Origin of the sequence: Paracoccus marinus (assembly GCF_007018965.1) — a bacterium.
GTDB lineage: Bacteria > Pseudomonadota > Alphaproteobacteria > Rhodobacterales > Rhodobacteraceae > Paracoccus > Paracoccus marinus.
This window is the reverse complement of sequence record NZ_VJYZ01000004.1, coordinates 109,913-124,022: the sequence shown is the minus strand read 5'-3', so window position 1 is coordinate 124,022 and position 14,110 is coordinate 109,913. Positions and strand designations below refer to the sequence as shown.

At 69.2% G+C, this 14,110-nt stretch carries 14 protein-coding genes; 8 read left to right on the top strand and 6 right to left on the bottom strand.

Annotation, left to right across the window (positions count from 1 at the left end; all coding sequences use genetic code 11):
- Positions 1-205 precede the first annotated feature (205 nt).
- Positions 206-961, bottom strand: coding sequence for a MipA/OmpV family protein (locus FNF32_RS01330; RefSeq protein WP_131672749.1), 756 nt, complete (start codon positions 959-961; stop codon positions 206-208).
- Positions 962-1,088: 127 nt separating this feature from the next.
- Complete coding sequence (locus tag FNF32_RS01325; protein ID WP_143796442.1) at positions 1,089-2,945, bottom strand: ABC-F family ATP-binding cassette domain-containing protein; 1,857 nt, start codon at positions 2,943-2,945, stop codon at positions 1,089-1,091.
- Between the two features lie 237 nt (positions 2,946-3,182).
- Here FNF32_RS01325 and FNF32_RS01320 point away from each other — a divergent pair, with 237 nt between their 5' ends.
- The gene (locus FNF32_RS01320) at positions 3,183-3,389 is read left to right on the top strand and encodes a cold-shock protein (protein ID WP_131672751.1); all 207 of its coding nucleotides are present in this window, start codon (positions 3,183-3,185) and stop codon (positions 3,387-3,389) included.
- Between the two features lie 151 nt (positions 3,390-3,540).
- On the opposite strand, the gene FNF32_RS01315 is transcribed toward FNF32_RS01320, so the two are convergent.
- Positions 3,541-4,845, bottom strand: coding sequence for a glycerophosphodiester phosphodiesterase family protein (locus FNF32_RS01315; protein WP_131672843.1), 1,305 nt, complete (start codon positions 4,843-4,845; stop codon positions 3,541-3,543).
- A gap of 210 nt (positions 4,846-5,055) precedes the next feature.
- On the opposite strand from FNF32_RS01315, the gene ndk reads away from it, so the two are divergent.
- A complete protein-coding gene (ndk, locus tag FNF32_RS01310; protein ID WP_131672752.1) occupies positions 5,056-5,478 on the top strand; it encodes a nucleoside-diphosphate kinase in 423 nt (140 codons plus the stop codon).
- 77 nt (positions 5,479-5,555) lie between these two features.
- On the opposite strand, the gene FNF32_RS01305 is transcribed toward ndk, so the two are convergent.
- Positions 5,556-6,335: a MauE/DoxX family redox-associated membrane protein gene (locus FNF32_RS01305; RefSeq protein ID WP_221930633.1), complete on the bottom strand. Its 780-nt coding sequence runs from the start codon at positions 6,333-6,335 to the stop codon at positions 5,556-5,558.
- Positions 6,336-6,352: 17 nt separating this feature from the next.
- Positions 6,353-6,640, bottom strand: a complete 288-nt coding sequence (locus tag FNF32_RS01300) for a metal-sensitive transcriptional regulator (RefSeq protein WP_131672753.1) — start codon at positions 6,638-6,640, stop codon at positions 6,353-6,355.
- 120 nt (positions 6,641-6,760) lie between these two features.
- On the opposite strand from FNF32_RS01300, the gene fabD reads away from it, so the two are divergent.
- The 4 genes from fabD (at position 6,761) to dps (ending at position 9,570) form a co-directional block, all read left to right on the top strand.
- Positions 6,761-7,687, top strand: coding sequence for an ACP S-malonyltransferase (gene fabD, locus FNF32_RS01295; protein WP_131672754.1), 927 nt, complete (start codon positions 6,761-6,763; stop codon positions 7,685-7,687).
- A gap of 61 nt (positions 7,688-7,748) precedes the next feature.
- Complete coding sequence (gene fabG, locus FNF32_RS01290; RefSeq protein WP_131672755.1) at positions 7,749-8,486, top strand: 3-oxoacyl-ACP reductase FabG; 738 nt, start codon at positions 7,749-7,751, stop codon at positions 8,484-8,486.
- A 190-nt stretch (positions 8,487-8,676) separates the two neighbouring features.
- Positions 8,677-8,913, top strand: coding sequence for an acyl carrier protein (locus FNF32_RS01285; protein ID WP_131672756.1), 237 nt, complete (start codon positions 8,677-8,679; stop codon positions 8,911-8,913).
- A gap of 183 nt (positions 8,914-9,096) precedes the next feature.
- On the top strand, positions 9,097-9,570 hold the full coding sequence (dps, locus tag FNF32_RS01280; RefSeq protein ID WP_131672757.1) for a DNA starvation/stationary phase protection protein Dps: 474 nt from the start codon (positions 9,097-9,099) through the stop codon (positions 9,568-9,570).
- A gap of 40 nt (positions 9,571-9,610) precedes the next feature.
- On the opposite strand, the gene FNF32_RS01275 is transcribed toward dps, so the two are convergent.
- Positions 9,611-10,105 carry an HXXEE domain-containing protein gene (locus FNF32_RS01275; RefSeq protein WP_185961814.1) on the bottom strand — a complete coding sequence of 165 codons (495 nt, stop codon included), beginning with the start codon at positions 10,103-10,105 and terminating at the stop codon, positions 9,611-9,613.
- Positions 10,106-10,174: 69 nt separating this feature from the next.
- Here FNF32_RS01275 and dnaE point away from each other — a divergent pair, with 69 nt between their 5' ends.
- The gene (dnaE, locus tag FNF32_RS01270) at positions 10,175-13,651 is read left to right on the top strand and encodes a DNA polymerase III subunit alpha (protein ID WP_131672759.1); all 3,477 of its coding nucleotides are present in this window, start codon (positions 10,175-10,177) and stop codon (positions 13,649-13,651) included.
- A 104-nt stretch (positions 13,652-13,755) separates the two neighbouring features.
- Positions 13,756-14,040 (top strand): DUF333 domain-containing protein, encoded by a 285-nt coding sequence (locus FNF32_RS01265; protein WP_131672760.1) that lies wholly within the window; start codon positions 13,756-13,758, stop codon positions 14,038-14,040.
- Positions 14,041-14,110 lie beyond the last annotated feature (70 nt).

The window sequence follows — 14,110 nt, the reverse complement described above, 5'->3', positions numbered from 1 at the left end:
GGGGGGGGCGTCTGCCCGGGCAGTTTCTCGCGCCGGGGTGTCTGGCACGGGGCCGTGTCACCAACGCGACAGGTCGGGCAGGCTGCGGCGATCATTGCAGGGAAGTGGCCGACCCGGGGTGCGGCCGATCACCGCACGTCAAGCCGGCGGTTCTGCCCGCGCCGCCGGGAAACGTCGCCGTTCCCGCCGGGCGGCCCTGAGCGGATCAGAAGCGGAAGTTGAAGCGGTGGACGATGCCCAGCCGGACCGAGGGCTGGGTCTCATCCTCGACGATGGGCGAGTCCGCCGCATCGCCGGTCAGCTTGGTGTAGCGCGCCTCGCCCAGCAGCGCGAGGCTGTCGGTCAGGGCGTAGCGCCCTTCCAGCGACAGCGACTGGGCGTAGATGCCGCCGTCAGGCGAATAGGGGACATAGCCGCTGGTGATCGATTCCGCGGGCGAAATGCCGAAATAGGTGTCCACGAACTCCTCGTTCGCGAAATCGGCCTCGGCCCCCGCCCACATGGTCAGGCGTTCGGACGGCTTGAAGCGGTACTTCGCCCCGAACTCGCCCACGACGCCCTCGTGGCCGCCAAAGCCCCGGCGCGCCGCGACGTAGCCCACGGCGTCGCCCATCGAATATTTCAGCCGCAGCCCGACCTCGCCCGAGGCATCGATGTCGTCGAGGCCCGCAAGGCTGTCGCTGTCATCCGCCTCGCGGTCGCCGCGATAGTTCAGCGACGGCAGGATCGCCAGCCCGTCCGCCGACCCGTCCGTGGTCAGCGACTGGCCCGGGCGAACGACGTCGATGTTGCGGAAGATGACCCACGGCGAGGTGTCCATGTCTTCCGAGCCGAGGTAGTCGGGCGCGTGGCTGGCGCCCAGGCCCACATCGGCGCCGACGCCCCAGCCGTCCTGCGCGGCGGCGGGGAGCGCTGCGAAAGCGGCGGCGGCCGCGACAGTTGCGAGGACAAGCGATTTCATGGGCGCGCGACCTTTCCGGCGATTCCCGAGACACATGGACCCGGCGGGCCCGCATGACAACCCGCGGACCGCGCCAATGTTGCACCGAGTTCCACGATTTTCGCCGCCTGTGGCGAAAGCGGAACGATCAGGCTTTTTCGGCCGCTTCCAGCCGCTCAAGCGCCTCCATCCACAGCGCCTCGGCGCGGGGCAGGGCGGCGGTTGCCTCGGCGTGCTTGCGGCCCAGAAGCTTGGCCTCGTGCGGGTCGTTGTATAGCGCGGGATCGGCCATCTTTCTGGCGATCCGGTCCAGCATGTCCGAGATCTTTTCGACCCGCTCCTCGCTGCGGCGCACCTCGGCCCGCAGGTCCAGGATGGCGTCACGGCTGAGGCGCTTGGGCGCGGGCTTCGCCGCCGGCGCGGGCTCGGCCGGCGCGGCCGCCGTGTCCCCCGCCAACAGCGAGCGGCGATAGGTTTCCAGGTCCTCGGCATAGGGCCTCACCGCCCCGTCAGCGACCAGCCAAAGCCGGTCCGCCACCAGTTCCAGCAGGTGCATGTCGTGGCTGACCAGCACCACCGCGCCGGTATAGTCGTTCAGCGCCTCGGTCAGCGCCTCGCGGCTTTCGATGTCCAGGTGGTTGGTCGGCTCGTCGAGGATCAGCAAGTGCGGCGCGTCGATGGTGGCGAGCAGCAGCGACAGCCGCGCCTTCTGCCCGCCCGAGAGCGCGCCGACCCTGGTTTCGGCCTGCGCCTCCATCAGGCCGAAGCCCGCCAGCCGCGCGCGCAGCCGCGCCGGGTTCTCGTCGGGCCTGAGACGGCGGACATGGGCCAGCGGTGTTTCGTCCAGATGCAGCTCGTCCACCTGGTGCTGGGCGAAATAGCCCACGCGCAGCTTGGAGGATCGCGTCACCCGCCCCTCCATCACCGGCAGGCGGTCGGCCAGCAGCTTGGACAGCGTGGACTTGCCCTGCCCGTTGCGGCCCAGAAGGGCGATCCGGTCGTCCTGGTCGATCCGCAGTTCCAGCCGCCGCAGCACGGCGCGGTCGCCGTACCCCACCGCGACGTTGTCGAGCGACAGGATCGGCGGCGACAGCTGGTCGGGCTGGGGAAAGGTGAAGCGGTGGAACTTCGCCTCTTCCGGGGCGGTGATCGGCTCCATCTTGGCCAGGGCCTTGATCCGCGACTGCGCCTGCACGGCCTTGCTGGCCTTGGCGCGAAAGCGGTCCACGAAGCTTTGCAGGTGGGCGCGCCGCGCTTCCTGCTTTTTCGCCTCGGCCGCCTGCAGCGCGCGACGCTCGGCCCGGGCGCGGGCAAAGGCGTCGTAGCCGCCCGAATACAGCGTCAGCTTGCGGTCATCGAGATGCATGATCGCGCCGACGGCGCGGTTCAGCAGGCCGCGATCGTGGCTGATGATGATGACGGTGTGGGGATACCGGGCAAGATAGCCTTCCAGCCACAGCGCCCCTTCGAGATCCAGGTAGTTGGTCGGTTCGTCCAGCAGCAGCAGGTCGGGCTGCGCGAACAGGACGCCCGCGAGCGCCATCCGCATCCGCCAGCCGCCCGAAAAGTCGCCGGTGGGGCGGGCCTGATCCTCGGGCGGGAAGCCAAGGCCCTGAAGGATCGCCGAGGCGCGGCCTTCGGCCGACCAGGCGTCGATGTCGGCGAGCCGGGTCTGGATTTCGGCGATCCGATGCGGGTCGGTCGCGGTCTCGGATTCCGACAGCAGTGCGTGGCGTTCGGTGTCGGCGGCCAGCACCGTGTCCAGCACGCTGCGGTCGGTCGCGGCCGATTCCTGCGCGACGCCGCCGATGCGGGCGCGCGAGGGCAGGGTGATCGACCCGCCGTCCAGCGCCAGTTCGCCCCGGATCAGCTTGAACAGCGTCGTCTTGCCGGCCCCGTTGGGACCGACGAGGCCGACCTTGTGGCCGCCCGGGATCGCCGCCGAGGCGTGTTCGAACAGGGGCCGTCCGGCGATGGAATATGAAAGGACGTCGATGCGCAGCATGGCGGGGGGCTTGCCTCAACCGGGCTGGCGGGTCAATCGCGGGCCGCGTGGAAAGATCGCGCGCCGCGCGGAAACGGTGTCCGACAAAAGACTTGATCGGAAAGGTCGGGCGCACTACATTGCGTCGGCAACGTTTTTCTATCTGCTCTGTCTCCGTCATCGGCTTCAGTATGCTGCTATGACTGACTGCGCCGGGTCATCGCACTTCCGCGGATGACGTTTGAAGGAGAAATCACGATGGCCAACGGCACCGTGAAATGGTTCAACTCGACCAAAGGCTTCGGCTTCATCCAGCCGGAAAACGGCAACCGCGACGTGTTCCTGCACATCTCGGCGCTGGAACGCGCCGGCCTGCAGGCCCCGGCTGACGGTCAGAAAGTCAGCTTCGACCTGGAAACCGGCCGCGACGGCCGCGAATCGGCGTCGAACATCAAGTTCGTCTGAGCCTTCAGTCGATCCGATGACGAAGGGCGGCCCAAGCGGCCGCCCTTTTGCGTTTCGGAGCGTCGGCCGGCAGGCGCCCGGGCGAAGAAGGGGCGGCCGCACGGGCCGCCCCACGTCGTTCCGCCGGCGGGCGCTGCCGCCCGGGCCGGGGTCACATGTTCATGCAGTTGGCATAGTAGGTGACGGTCGCGGGCCAGTCCGAGAAGATGCCCTTCACGCCCACTTCCTGCGCCAGCGTGTCCACGATCTCGTAGACCGCGCCGTCGTCGGTGGCGACGTCGCCGACCGAGCCGTAGTACCAGCCGCCCTTGTTCTCGGCCGTGATCGGGCCCGAACGTTCAAGCGACCAGGTGATCGTGTCCATGCCCGCGGCCTTGATCGCGTCGGCAAAGGCCGACGGAACCATGTCGCGGCCGGTGCCCGGCGTCACCAGCGCGAACAGCGGCGGGGCGACGGTCTTGATGCCCTTGTCGGCCAGCGGCTGCGGCGCGTATTCGCCCCAGGTTTCCGGCTTCTGCACGTCGAAGCCTTCGACGCGGTCGGTGTCGATCAGGTAGACGGCGGTCGCGGCAAACTCGGGCTCGGCCTTGAGCCAGTGGTCCATGTGCTCGATCTCGAACGTCTGCAGATGCACGTCAGAGGCGGGGATGCCCGCAGCCTTGTATTCGTCCACGATCGCCTGAGCGTACATTTCGGTCGTGTAGCCGTCGAACGGCATGTCCACGATCGCTTCCTTCAGCTCGGGCGTGAACTTCGCGTCCAGCGCCTTGAACAGTTGGATCGATTCGGCGTGCGTCATCAGATGCGCGCCGTTGGTGTAAAGATCGGTGCGGAAGGCGGCATTGCCCTTCATGTAGTCCTCGACCGTGGTCGCGGTCGGGTCAGAGCTGTCCATCTTGGGCTTGAGCGTGCGGAACTCGGCCAGCGTCAGGTCCGAGGTGCGGCACTCGGCCGCCGCCTTTTCGCCGCTCGCGGCGGGCGCGAAGGGGGTGGTGCATTTCGCGGCCAGCGGCGTGGACAGGATGTTGGTGGTGGTGTGCAGGTCGTTCTGCGCGTGGCGGCAGACGAGCTGCTTGTCGGCGGTGAAGCTGACGTCGCATTCCAGCACGCCCGCACCCATCGCGGCGGCGGCGAGGTTCGATTCGACCGTGTGTTCGGGGAACATCAGGGGCGCGCCGCGGTGGCCGATCGAGAACGCGGTGACCTTGGGGGTCTGGTCCTTGCAGGACATCAGCTTGTCCTTGAGCGCGCCGGCGGGCAGCTGGTCGATCAGGTAGAACGGGCGCGGACCGTAGGTCGGCGCGGGCCGGGTCGCGCCGGCGAAGTCGTAGGCGGCGGTATTCTCGGCGGTGCCGGCGGCGGCGGCGGTATCGGCGGCCGGGGCGGTCGCCTGCGCGGCGGCGAGGCCGGGCAGCAGGGCGATCAGCGCGGCACCGCGCAGAAGGGCGAGGGACATGGAAGCTCCGGTGACAGGTTGCAGGGACGCGCGCAGGGTATGGCGGTCGTGCAACGGCGCGATCACGGTCCCGTGACAGACGGGCGACAGACGGGCGACGACCGGTTTGCGGGCCGCGTCCCCGGTCGGGCCGGGGTTTCCATCGCCCCGGTCGCGTGATACCGGCCCGGCCAATCGCAATCCGCACCTGACAACACCAAGGACATCATCATGGCCGTCGAACGCACGCTGTCGATCATCAAGCCCGACGCGACCCGCCGCAACCTGACCGGCAAGATCAACCAGAAGTTCGAGGATGCGGGCCTGCGCATCGTCGCGCAAAAGCGCATCCAGCTGTCGCCCGCGCAGGCCGGCAAGTTCTACGAGGTCCACAAGGACCGTCCGTTCTATGGCGAACTGGTCGAGTCGATGGTGTCGGCCCCGGTCGTCGTGCAGGTGCTGGAAGGCGAAGGCGCGATCGCCAAGAACCGCGAAGTGATGGGCGCGACCAACCCGGCCAACGCCGACGAGGGCACCATCCGCAAGGAGTTCGCGGTGTCCGTGGGCGAGAACTCGGTCCACGGCTCGGACGCCGCCGAGACGGCCAAGGAAGAGATCGCGTTCTTCTTCTCGGGGCTCGAACTGGTCGGCTGACCGGGTTCGCCCGCTGGAATGAACAAAGGCGCACCGCCGACGGGCGGTGCGCCTTTTCGTTTGCGGAAGGGGTCGCGTCACATCATCCGCGCGACCATCCACACCGCCATCCCGATCATGACGAGGTTTTCCGTCAGCGACACGAACCCCAGCGGCACGTTCGACTGCCCGCCGACGCAGGCGCATTTCAGTTCGCGCCTGTCCAGATAGACCGCCTTGAACACCGACACCGCGCCGATCCCGCCGATCACCAGCGCCAGCGGCGCCATCAGCCAGACCGCCGCGCCCGAGATCATCAGCAGGCCGACCAGCGCCTCGGCCCACGGATAGACGCGGGCGTAGCGGGGGACGCGCTGCGCGAGCATGTCGTAGCCCAGAAAGCCGTTCACGAAGCCTTCGATGTCGCGCAGTTTCTGCAGCGCGAGCAGCGCCGTCGCAAAGCCCAGGAACAGCTGGACCGCGTGGGCGGTGGCCAGCGCGGCCGCCCCGCCCGTCCCCCAGGCGACGGCCACGGCCAGCGCCGCCGCCATGCCGAAGATCGCGATCACCGGGGCGTAGGTCAGCGCCCTGGGGTCGTGGACCCTGAGGCCGAGATGGCGGCGCAGGTCGTCGTGGCCGCCGATGCGCTCGCCGCCGATCCACACCTGCGGGGTGGTGGGCACGCCGTGGCGGGCCTTGAAGGCGTCGGTTTCCTCGCGGGTGCGAAGGGGCCGGTCCTCGACCTGAAACCCGTTCCGGCGCAGCAGGTCCAAGGCCTTCAGCCCGGACGGGCAGATGTGCTGGGGCGTGACCATGCGGTAGATCACGGCGCGGCGGTCCCCGGTCGTCGCGGCGCTCGGGTCGGCAAGGGTGGTCATTTCAAGATTCCTCTTCTTCAGCGGCGGGCGCGGTCGAACAGCGCGACCAGCTCGTCCACCTTGGCCTGCGTCTCGGTCGCGTCGCCGCCCGTGATCGCGTCGCGGACGCAATGGGCGGCGTGGTCGCGCAGGATCTCGGCCTCGGCCCGCGCCAGGGCGGACTTGACCGCCTGCATCTGCGTCAGGATGTCGATGCAGTAGCGATCCTCGGCCACCATGCGCGAGATGCCCTGCACCTGCCCCGCGATCCGGTTCAGGCGCTTCACCTTGGCCTCGCGGCGTTCCGGGGAATGGTCGTGGTTCATGCCAATACCTACGGGGGGTATATGGCGGCGCGGCGGCGCCGGTTCAAGGGCGGCCCCGCGTCGGTTGCCTGCCGTCACGTCAGGCGGTATCGGATGAACGGACCAAGGGGGAACAGCATCATGCGCGCATTCGTCTTTCCGGGGCAGGGCGCCCAGACCATCGGCATGGGCCGCGAACTGGCCGAGGCCTATCCGGCCGCCAAGGCTGTCTTCGACGAGGTGGACGAGGCGCTGGGCGAAAAGCTGTCGGCGCTGATCTGGTCAGGCGACATCGAGACGCTGACGCTGACCCGCAACGCCCAGCCGGCGCTGATGGCGACCTCGATCGCCGCGCTGCGCGCGCTTGAGGCCGAGGGGTTTTCCATCGCCGACGCGGACTTCGTGGCGGGCCACAGCCTTGGCGAATATTCGGCCTTGTGCGCGGCCGGCGCGATCAGCCTGCCCGACACCGCGCGGCTGTTGCAGATCCGCGGGACCGCGATGCAGGAGGCTGTGCCGGTCGGCGTGGGCGCGATGGCCGCGGTGCTGGGACTGGACTTCGCCGCCGTGGACGAGATCGCCCGCGAGGCGGCCGCTGACGAGGTCTGCGAGGCCGCCAACGACAACGATCCGGCGCAGGTCGTGATCTCCGGGCACAAGGCGGCGGTCGAGCGCGCGGCGGCGCTGGCGAAGGAACGCGGCGCCAAGCGCGCGCTCATGCTGCCGGTGTCGGCGCCGTTCCACTGCGCGCTGATGCAGCCCGCCGCGACCATGATGGCCGACGCGCTGGCGGGGGTCGAGATCGCCGAGCCCGCCGTGCCGCTGGTCGCCAACGTCCGGGCCGAGCCGGTGACGATGCCCGGCGCGATCCGGCAGTTCCTGGTCGAGCAGGTGACCGGCGCCGTGCGCTGGCGCGAATCGGTGGGCTTCATGGCCGCGCAGGGCGTGACCGAGTTCTGGGAGATCGGCGCGGGCAAGGCCCTGTCGGGCATGATCCGGCGCATCGCGCCGGACGCGGCCACCCGCAACGTCGGCGCGCCCGCGGACATTGCGGCGCTGAAGGGCTGAGGACAGGCAGGGGCGCGGCCCCTGACCCCCGGGATATTTCCAGACAGAAGATGAGGCACTGATGTTCGACCTTACGGGAAAGACCGCGCTGATCACCGGCGCCTCGGGCGGGATCGGGGGCGCCGTGGCTGCGGCGCTGCATGCGGCGGGGGCGAGCGTCGCCCTGTCGGGCACGCGCGAGGCGCCGCTGCGCGAACTGGCCGAGAGCCTGGGCGAGCGCGCGCATGTCGTGACCGCGAACCTGGGCGACGCGGCGGCCGTCGAGGCGCTGCCGAAGCAGGCGGCCGAGGCGATGGGGTCCGTGGACATCCTCGTCAACAACGCGGGCATCACCCGCGACAACCTGTTCATGCGGATGTCGGACGAGGAATGGGCGCAGGTCATCGACGTGAACCTGACCTCGTCTTTTCGGCTGGCAAGGGGCGTGCTGCGCGGGATGATGAAGGCGCGCTGGGGCCGGATCGTGACGATCACCAGCGTCGTCGGCACCACCGGCAACCCGGGGCAGGCGAACTATGCCGCCGCCAAGGCGGGTCTGGTCGGAATGTCGAAGAGCCTCGCCTACGAGGTCGCGTCGCGCGGGATCACCGTCAACTGCGTGGCCCCCGGCTTCATCGAGACGGCGATGACCGACAAGCTGAACGACGATCAGAAGGGCCGGATCCTGACCCAGATTCCCGCCGGGCGGATGGGCGGGCCCGACGATATCGCGGCCGCCGTCCTGTATCTGGCAAGCCCGCAGGCGGGCTACGTCACCGGTGCCACGCTGCACGTCAACGGCGGCATGGCGATGATCTGACGCGGCTTCCCGCACGCCTGCGCCCTCGCCCCGAGCGCCGTGACGGCACGGCGCGGAGCGCACGGGAAAGCAGTTGCAGAACGCGCGGCCGTTGCTATATCCCCGGACCAAGGCCGCAGGGGAACCGCCCGCGGCTGTCGTCGGCGACAGCCGGCAACACTGGGCGGATGCCCGCAACTGAGGATGGAACATGAGCGACATCTCTGATCGCGTGAAGAAGATCGTTGTCGAGCACCTGGGCGTCGACGAGGAAAAGGTGACCGAATCCGCGTCGTTCATCGACGACCTGGGCGCGGACTCGCTGGACACGGTCGAGCTGGTCATGGCGTTCGAGGAAGAATTCGGGATCGAGATCCCGGACGACGCCGCCGAGACGATCCAGACCTTCGGCGACGCGGTGAAGTTCATCTCGGGCGCGACCGCCTGATCGGACGAACCTGACTTCGCGCGGTCCCCGGATCGCGTCGGAACGGCGCCCCAAGCGGGCGCCGTTCGCGTTTGCGCGGCCACCGGCCGCCGACTTGCGCCCCGTGCAGGGTCGCGTTGCGCGGCGGAACCCCGACCGTCCCCGCCCGTTGTTCCGACAATGATTTCAGACAGGAGAAGACGCATGTCCGTCAATCTGCAGGGGCTGGAAGACAACGCCCGCAAGACCTCGATCACCGAGCTTCAGGCCGCGATGGCGGACGGCACGTCGCTGTCGATGGCGCTGAAGCAGGCGCACTGGAACATGAAGGGCGCGACCTTCATCGCCGTCCACGAACTGATGGACGAGGTGAAGGACCGGCTGGACGAACAGCTCGACAACATGGCCGAACGGATCCAGCAGCTGGACGGCGTGGCGGTCGGCACGGTCGAGGAGGTCGCGCGCACGACGCAGCTGAAGCCCTATCCGACGGACCTGACCAAGGTCTCGGACCACGTGCGCGAGATCGCGGACCGCCTTCGCAGCTACGGCGTGCGGGTCCGCCACGCGATCGACGCGACCGACGGGGCGGGCGACACGTCCACCGCCGACGTGCTGACCGAAGCGTCGCGCCAGGCCGACAAGGACCTGTGGTTCGTGCAGAGTCACCTGGATTGAGCCGCCTGCATTGAGCCACCTGGACTGACGAACTGAACGCTCAGCGGTGGCCGTCTCGTCGCGGCCGCCGCCTGCGCGTCAGGCCCCAAGCCATCGCCCAGACAACCGCCAGCAGTGGCGCGGTCAGGACGATCCCGGCCATGGCCCACAGCCGCGCGCCGGGCAGCAGCGCCAGCAGCCACAGCGCCGCCGGCAGCATCAGGACCACCCCGGTCAGGGTGCCCGGCAGCACCCGCCGCTGCACGGCCGACGCGACCGCCTGCACGACCGCGTTGGCGGCCAGCGCGCCCGCGATCATCGCCAGCAGCGCCTGCCGCCACCGGGTGTCAGCGGGCCAGGCCACAGCCAGCGCGGCGCACACCACGACCGAGGCGAGGGCGACTGCCACGACCTTCGTCCGGGCCGTCAGTCCGGGCAGGCGCGCGGCGACCGGGGCGGGCAGGTCCGGTCCGCCGCCCCTGACCTCGGCCGCGTTCTGCAGCAGGAACGCCGCCGCGAGCAGCGCGGCCGCAAAGCCGGTCGGGCCGCCAGTCATGCCGCCGTTCCCGCCAAGCCGTCCGAACTGGCGATTGCGCCCACGCGCGGCGCGACTATGTTCCGGTCCATGCCCGACACCTCCCCCCAGTTCATCCATCTTCGCTGCCATTCCGAGCACTCGCTGCTGGAAGGCGCGATCCCGGTCAAGAAGCTCGCGTCCCTCGCCGCCGCCGAAGGGATGCCCGCTGTCGCGCTGACCGACACCAACGCCCTGTTCGCGGCGCTGGAGTTTTCGGTCAAGGCGATGGACGAGGGAGTGCAGCCCATCGTCGGGTGCCAGGTCACGCTGGACGCGGGTCCGGCCTGCGGGCCGGTGGTGCTGCTGGCGCAGGACCAGGGCGGCTGGATGAACCTGATGGCGCTTTCCACGTGCCTATATGTCACCCCGGTCAAGGACGCGCCGCATGTCACGATGGACGAACTTGCCCGCCATGCCGCCGGGCTGATCTGCCTGACCGGCGGGGCGACCGGCCCCTTGGGCCAGCTGGCGGCCGCGGGCAAGCTGGATGACGCCCGCGCCCATGCGGCCGCGCTGCACGCGATCTTCGGCGACCGGGTGTATGTGGAGTTGCAGCGCCACATGCAGGACAACGGCCAGCCGGTCCCGGCCGAGGCCGCGTCCGAAGGGCCGATGATCGACATCGCCTATGACCTGGGCCTGCCGCTGGTCGCCACCAACGACGTGTATTTTCCCAAGCCCGAGATGTTCGGCGCCCACGACGCGCTCATCTGCATCCGCGAACGGGCGATGGTGGACCAGCCGGGGCCGCGCCGCCGCCTGACCGCGCAGCACCACTTCAAGTCCGCCCGCGACATGGCCATGCTGTTCGCGGACCTGCCCGAGGCGGTGGAAAACACCGTCGAGATCGCCCGCCGCTGCGCCTTTGCCGTGGCCAAGCACAAGCCGATCCTGCCCCGCTTTGCCGATGACGAGGTGGACGAGCTGCGCCGGCAGGCGCGCGCGGGCCTTGACGCGCGGCTTGCCGTCATCCCGCACGCCGTCAGCGTCGAGGAATACGGCGCAAGGCTCGACTTCGAGCTGGGGATCATCGAGCAGATGGGGTTCCCCGGCTATTTCCTGATCGTCGCCGACTTCATCAAGTGGGCCAAGACGAACGGGATCCCTGTCGGTCCGGGCCGGGGGTCGGGCGCGGGGTCGCTGGTGGCCTATGCGCTGACGATCACCGACCTCGATCCCCTGCGCTATTCCCTTCTGTTCGAGCGGTTCCTGAACCCCGAGCGGGTGTCGATGCCCGACTTCGACATCGACTTCTGCATGGACCGGCGGGAAGAGGTCATCGACTACGTCTGCCAGAAATACGGGCGCGAGAAGGTGGGGCAGATCATCACCTTCGGCGCGCTTCTGTCCAAGGCGGCGGTTCACGACGTGGGGCGCGTGCTGGGCATGGGCTTCAGCCAGCGCGACAAGCTGTCGAAGATGATCCCGCTGGAAGGGGTCAAGCCCGTCAGCATCGCCAAGGCGCTGGCCGACGAGCCGCGCCTGCGCGAGGCGCGCGACGCCGACGAGAACACCCGACGGATGCTGGAATTCGCGGAAAAGGTCGAAGGGCTGCTGCGCAACGCCTCGACCCACGCCGCCGGGGTGGTGATCGGGGACAGGCCGCTGGACCAGCTGGTGCCGCTGTATCGCGACCCCGGGTCCGACATGCCGGCCACGCAATTCAACATGAAATGGGTGGAACAGGCCGGGCTGGTCAAGTTCGACTTCCTGGGCCTCAAGACCCTGACTGTCATCCAGAATGCGGTGGACCTGATCCGCGCCGGCGGGCGGCACCTTCACATCGCCGCCGACGGGCGGCAGCTGTACGATCCGCCCGCCGGTGCGGTGGACGAGATCAACCTGATTCCGCTGGACGACAAGCGGACCTACGACCTGTTCGCCTCGGCCCGCACGGTAGCGGTGTTCCAGGTGGAATCCTCGGGGATGATGGACGCGCTGCGCCGGATGCGCCCGACCTGCATCGAGGATATCGTCGCGCTGGTGGCCCTGTATCGCCCCGGCCCGATGGAGAACATCCCGACCTATTGCGAGGTCAAGAACGGCCTGCGCCCTCTGGAATCCATCCACCCGACCATCGACCACATCCTGGCCGAAACCCAGGGCATCATCGTCTATCAGGAACAGGTGATGCAGATCGCGCAGGTCATGGCGGGCTATTCGTTGGGCGGCGCGGACCTGCTGCGCCGCGCCATGGGCAAGAAGATCGCCGAAGAAATGGCCAAGGAGCGGCCCAAGTTCGTGGACGGCTGCGTCGCGCAGGGCGTGGACGCGAAGAAGGCCGGCGAGGTCTTCGACCTGCTGGAAAAATTCGCCAACTATGGCTTCAACAAGTCGCACGCGGCGGCCTATGCGGTGGTCAGCTATCAGACCGCCTGGCTCAAGGCGAACCACCCGGTCGAATTCATGGCCGCCGTCATGAACTGCGACATCCACCTGACCGAAAAGCTCGCCGTCTATCGCCGCGAGGTGGACAAGATGGGGATAGAGGTGATCGCGCCATCGGTCAACCGCTCGCAGCCGATGTTCAGCGTGGATCAGGGGCGGATCGTCTATGCGCTCGGCGCGCTCAAGAACGTGGGCGTCGAGGCGATGAAGACGCTGGTCGCGGCCCGGGGGGACCGTCCGTTCTGCGACCTCACCGACTTCGCCCGCCGGGTGCCGCTGCGCCAGGTCGGCAAGCGTGCGCTTGAGATGCTGGCCCGCGCGGGCGCCTTTGACGAGCTGGACGCGAACCGGGCGCGGGTGCTGAAATCGCTCGACACGCTGGTCGCGTGGTCGGCTGCGGTGCAGGACGCGGCGCGGTCCAGCCAGTCCTCGCTCTTTGGCGGCGGCGAGGATCTGCCGCCGCCGCGCCCGGCGCTCGCCAGCGTCTGGATGCCGGCCGAGAAGCTGGCCGAGGAACGTGCCGCGATCGGCTTTTATCTGTCGGGGCACCCGCTCGACGATTACCTTCCCGCGCTGCGGCGCAAGGGCGCGATGACGCTGGCCGAGGTGCAGGCGGCCTCGCTTGGCGGACCCTTGGTCGCGCAGATCGCGGGCACGGTGGCGGCGCGGGCGGAAAAGAAATCCGCCAAGGGCACGCGCTACGCCTTTGTCACGCTGTCGGACCCGACCGGGCTTTACGAGGTGACGGTGTTTTCCGACCTGCTGGACGCCGCGCGCCAGCATCTGGAACCCGGCGAGAACGTGCTGCTGACCGTCAACGTCGAGCCGTCGGGCGAGCAGGTGAAGATGCTTGCCCGCATGGCCCAGCCGCTGGAAGAGGCGGTGGCCGACGCGGGCTCCGGCAAGCTGGCGGTCGAGATCGCGGATGCGGGCACGGCGGTCGCGGTGCTGGACCGGCTGCGCGTGGTCAGCACGGAAATCAGCGCCTCGTCGCGCGGGCGCGGGCCCTTGCTGATGCGGGTGCGCGAGGGGACGGCGGTCTACGACATCGAGGTGGGCCAGAACGTCCCCGTCACCCCGAAGATGCGGCAGGCGCTGCGCGCGGTCGAAGGGGTGATCGACGTGACCGAGGAATAGCGCGGGCCGCCCGCCGAACGGGCCGCCCTTGCGAAATCCGTTGCCCGTTGCGGTTGCGCTTGGCACTGTGGCCGCCACCGCGCCCTTCCCGACGGAGCATGCCGATGAACCGCGCCCCCGCCTGCCTCGACTGCCTGCCTCTCGCCTGCCGCGTCCTGTTGCCCGTGATCGTCCTGTCCCTTGCGGCCTGCGGCGGGTCGTCCCAGCCGGCGGCGCGGTCGGGGGGCGCCAGCGGCGCGCTGGTCGATCCGGCGGCGCTTTATTGCAGCGGCATGGGCGGGTCGGTCATCCAGCGCGTGTCGGGCGGGCGCCGCGCCGATCTGTGCCGGCTGCCCGACGGCCGGACGGTCACGACCGCCGACCTCATCAACAGCCACAACGACCTCTGACGCCGCTTCTTCTTTGCCGAAATATCCCGGGGTCCGGGGCAGCGCCCCGGTTCGGCGACCCGGCTCGGCG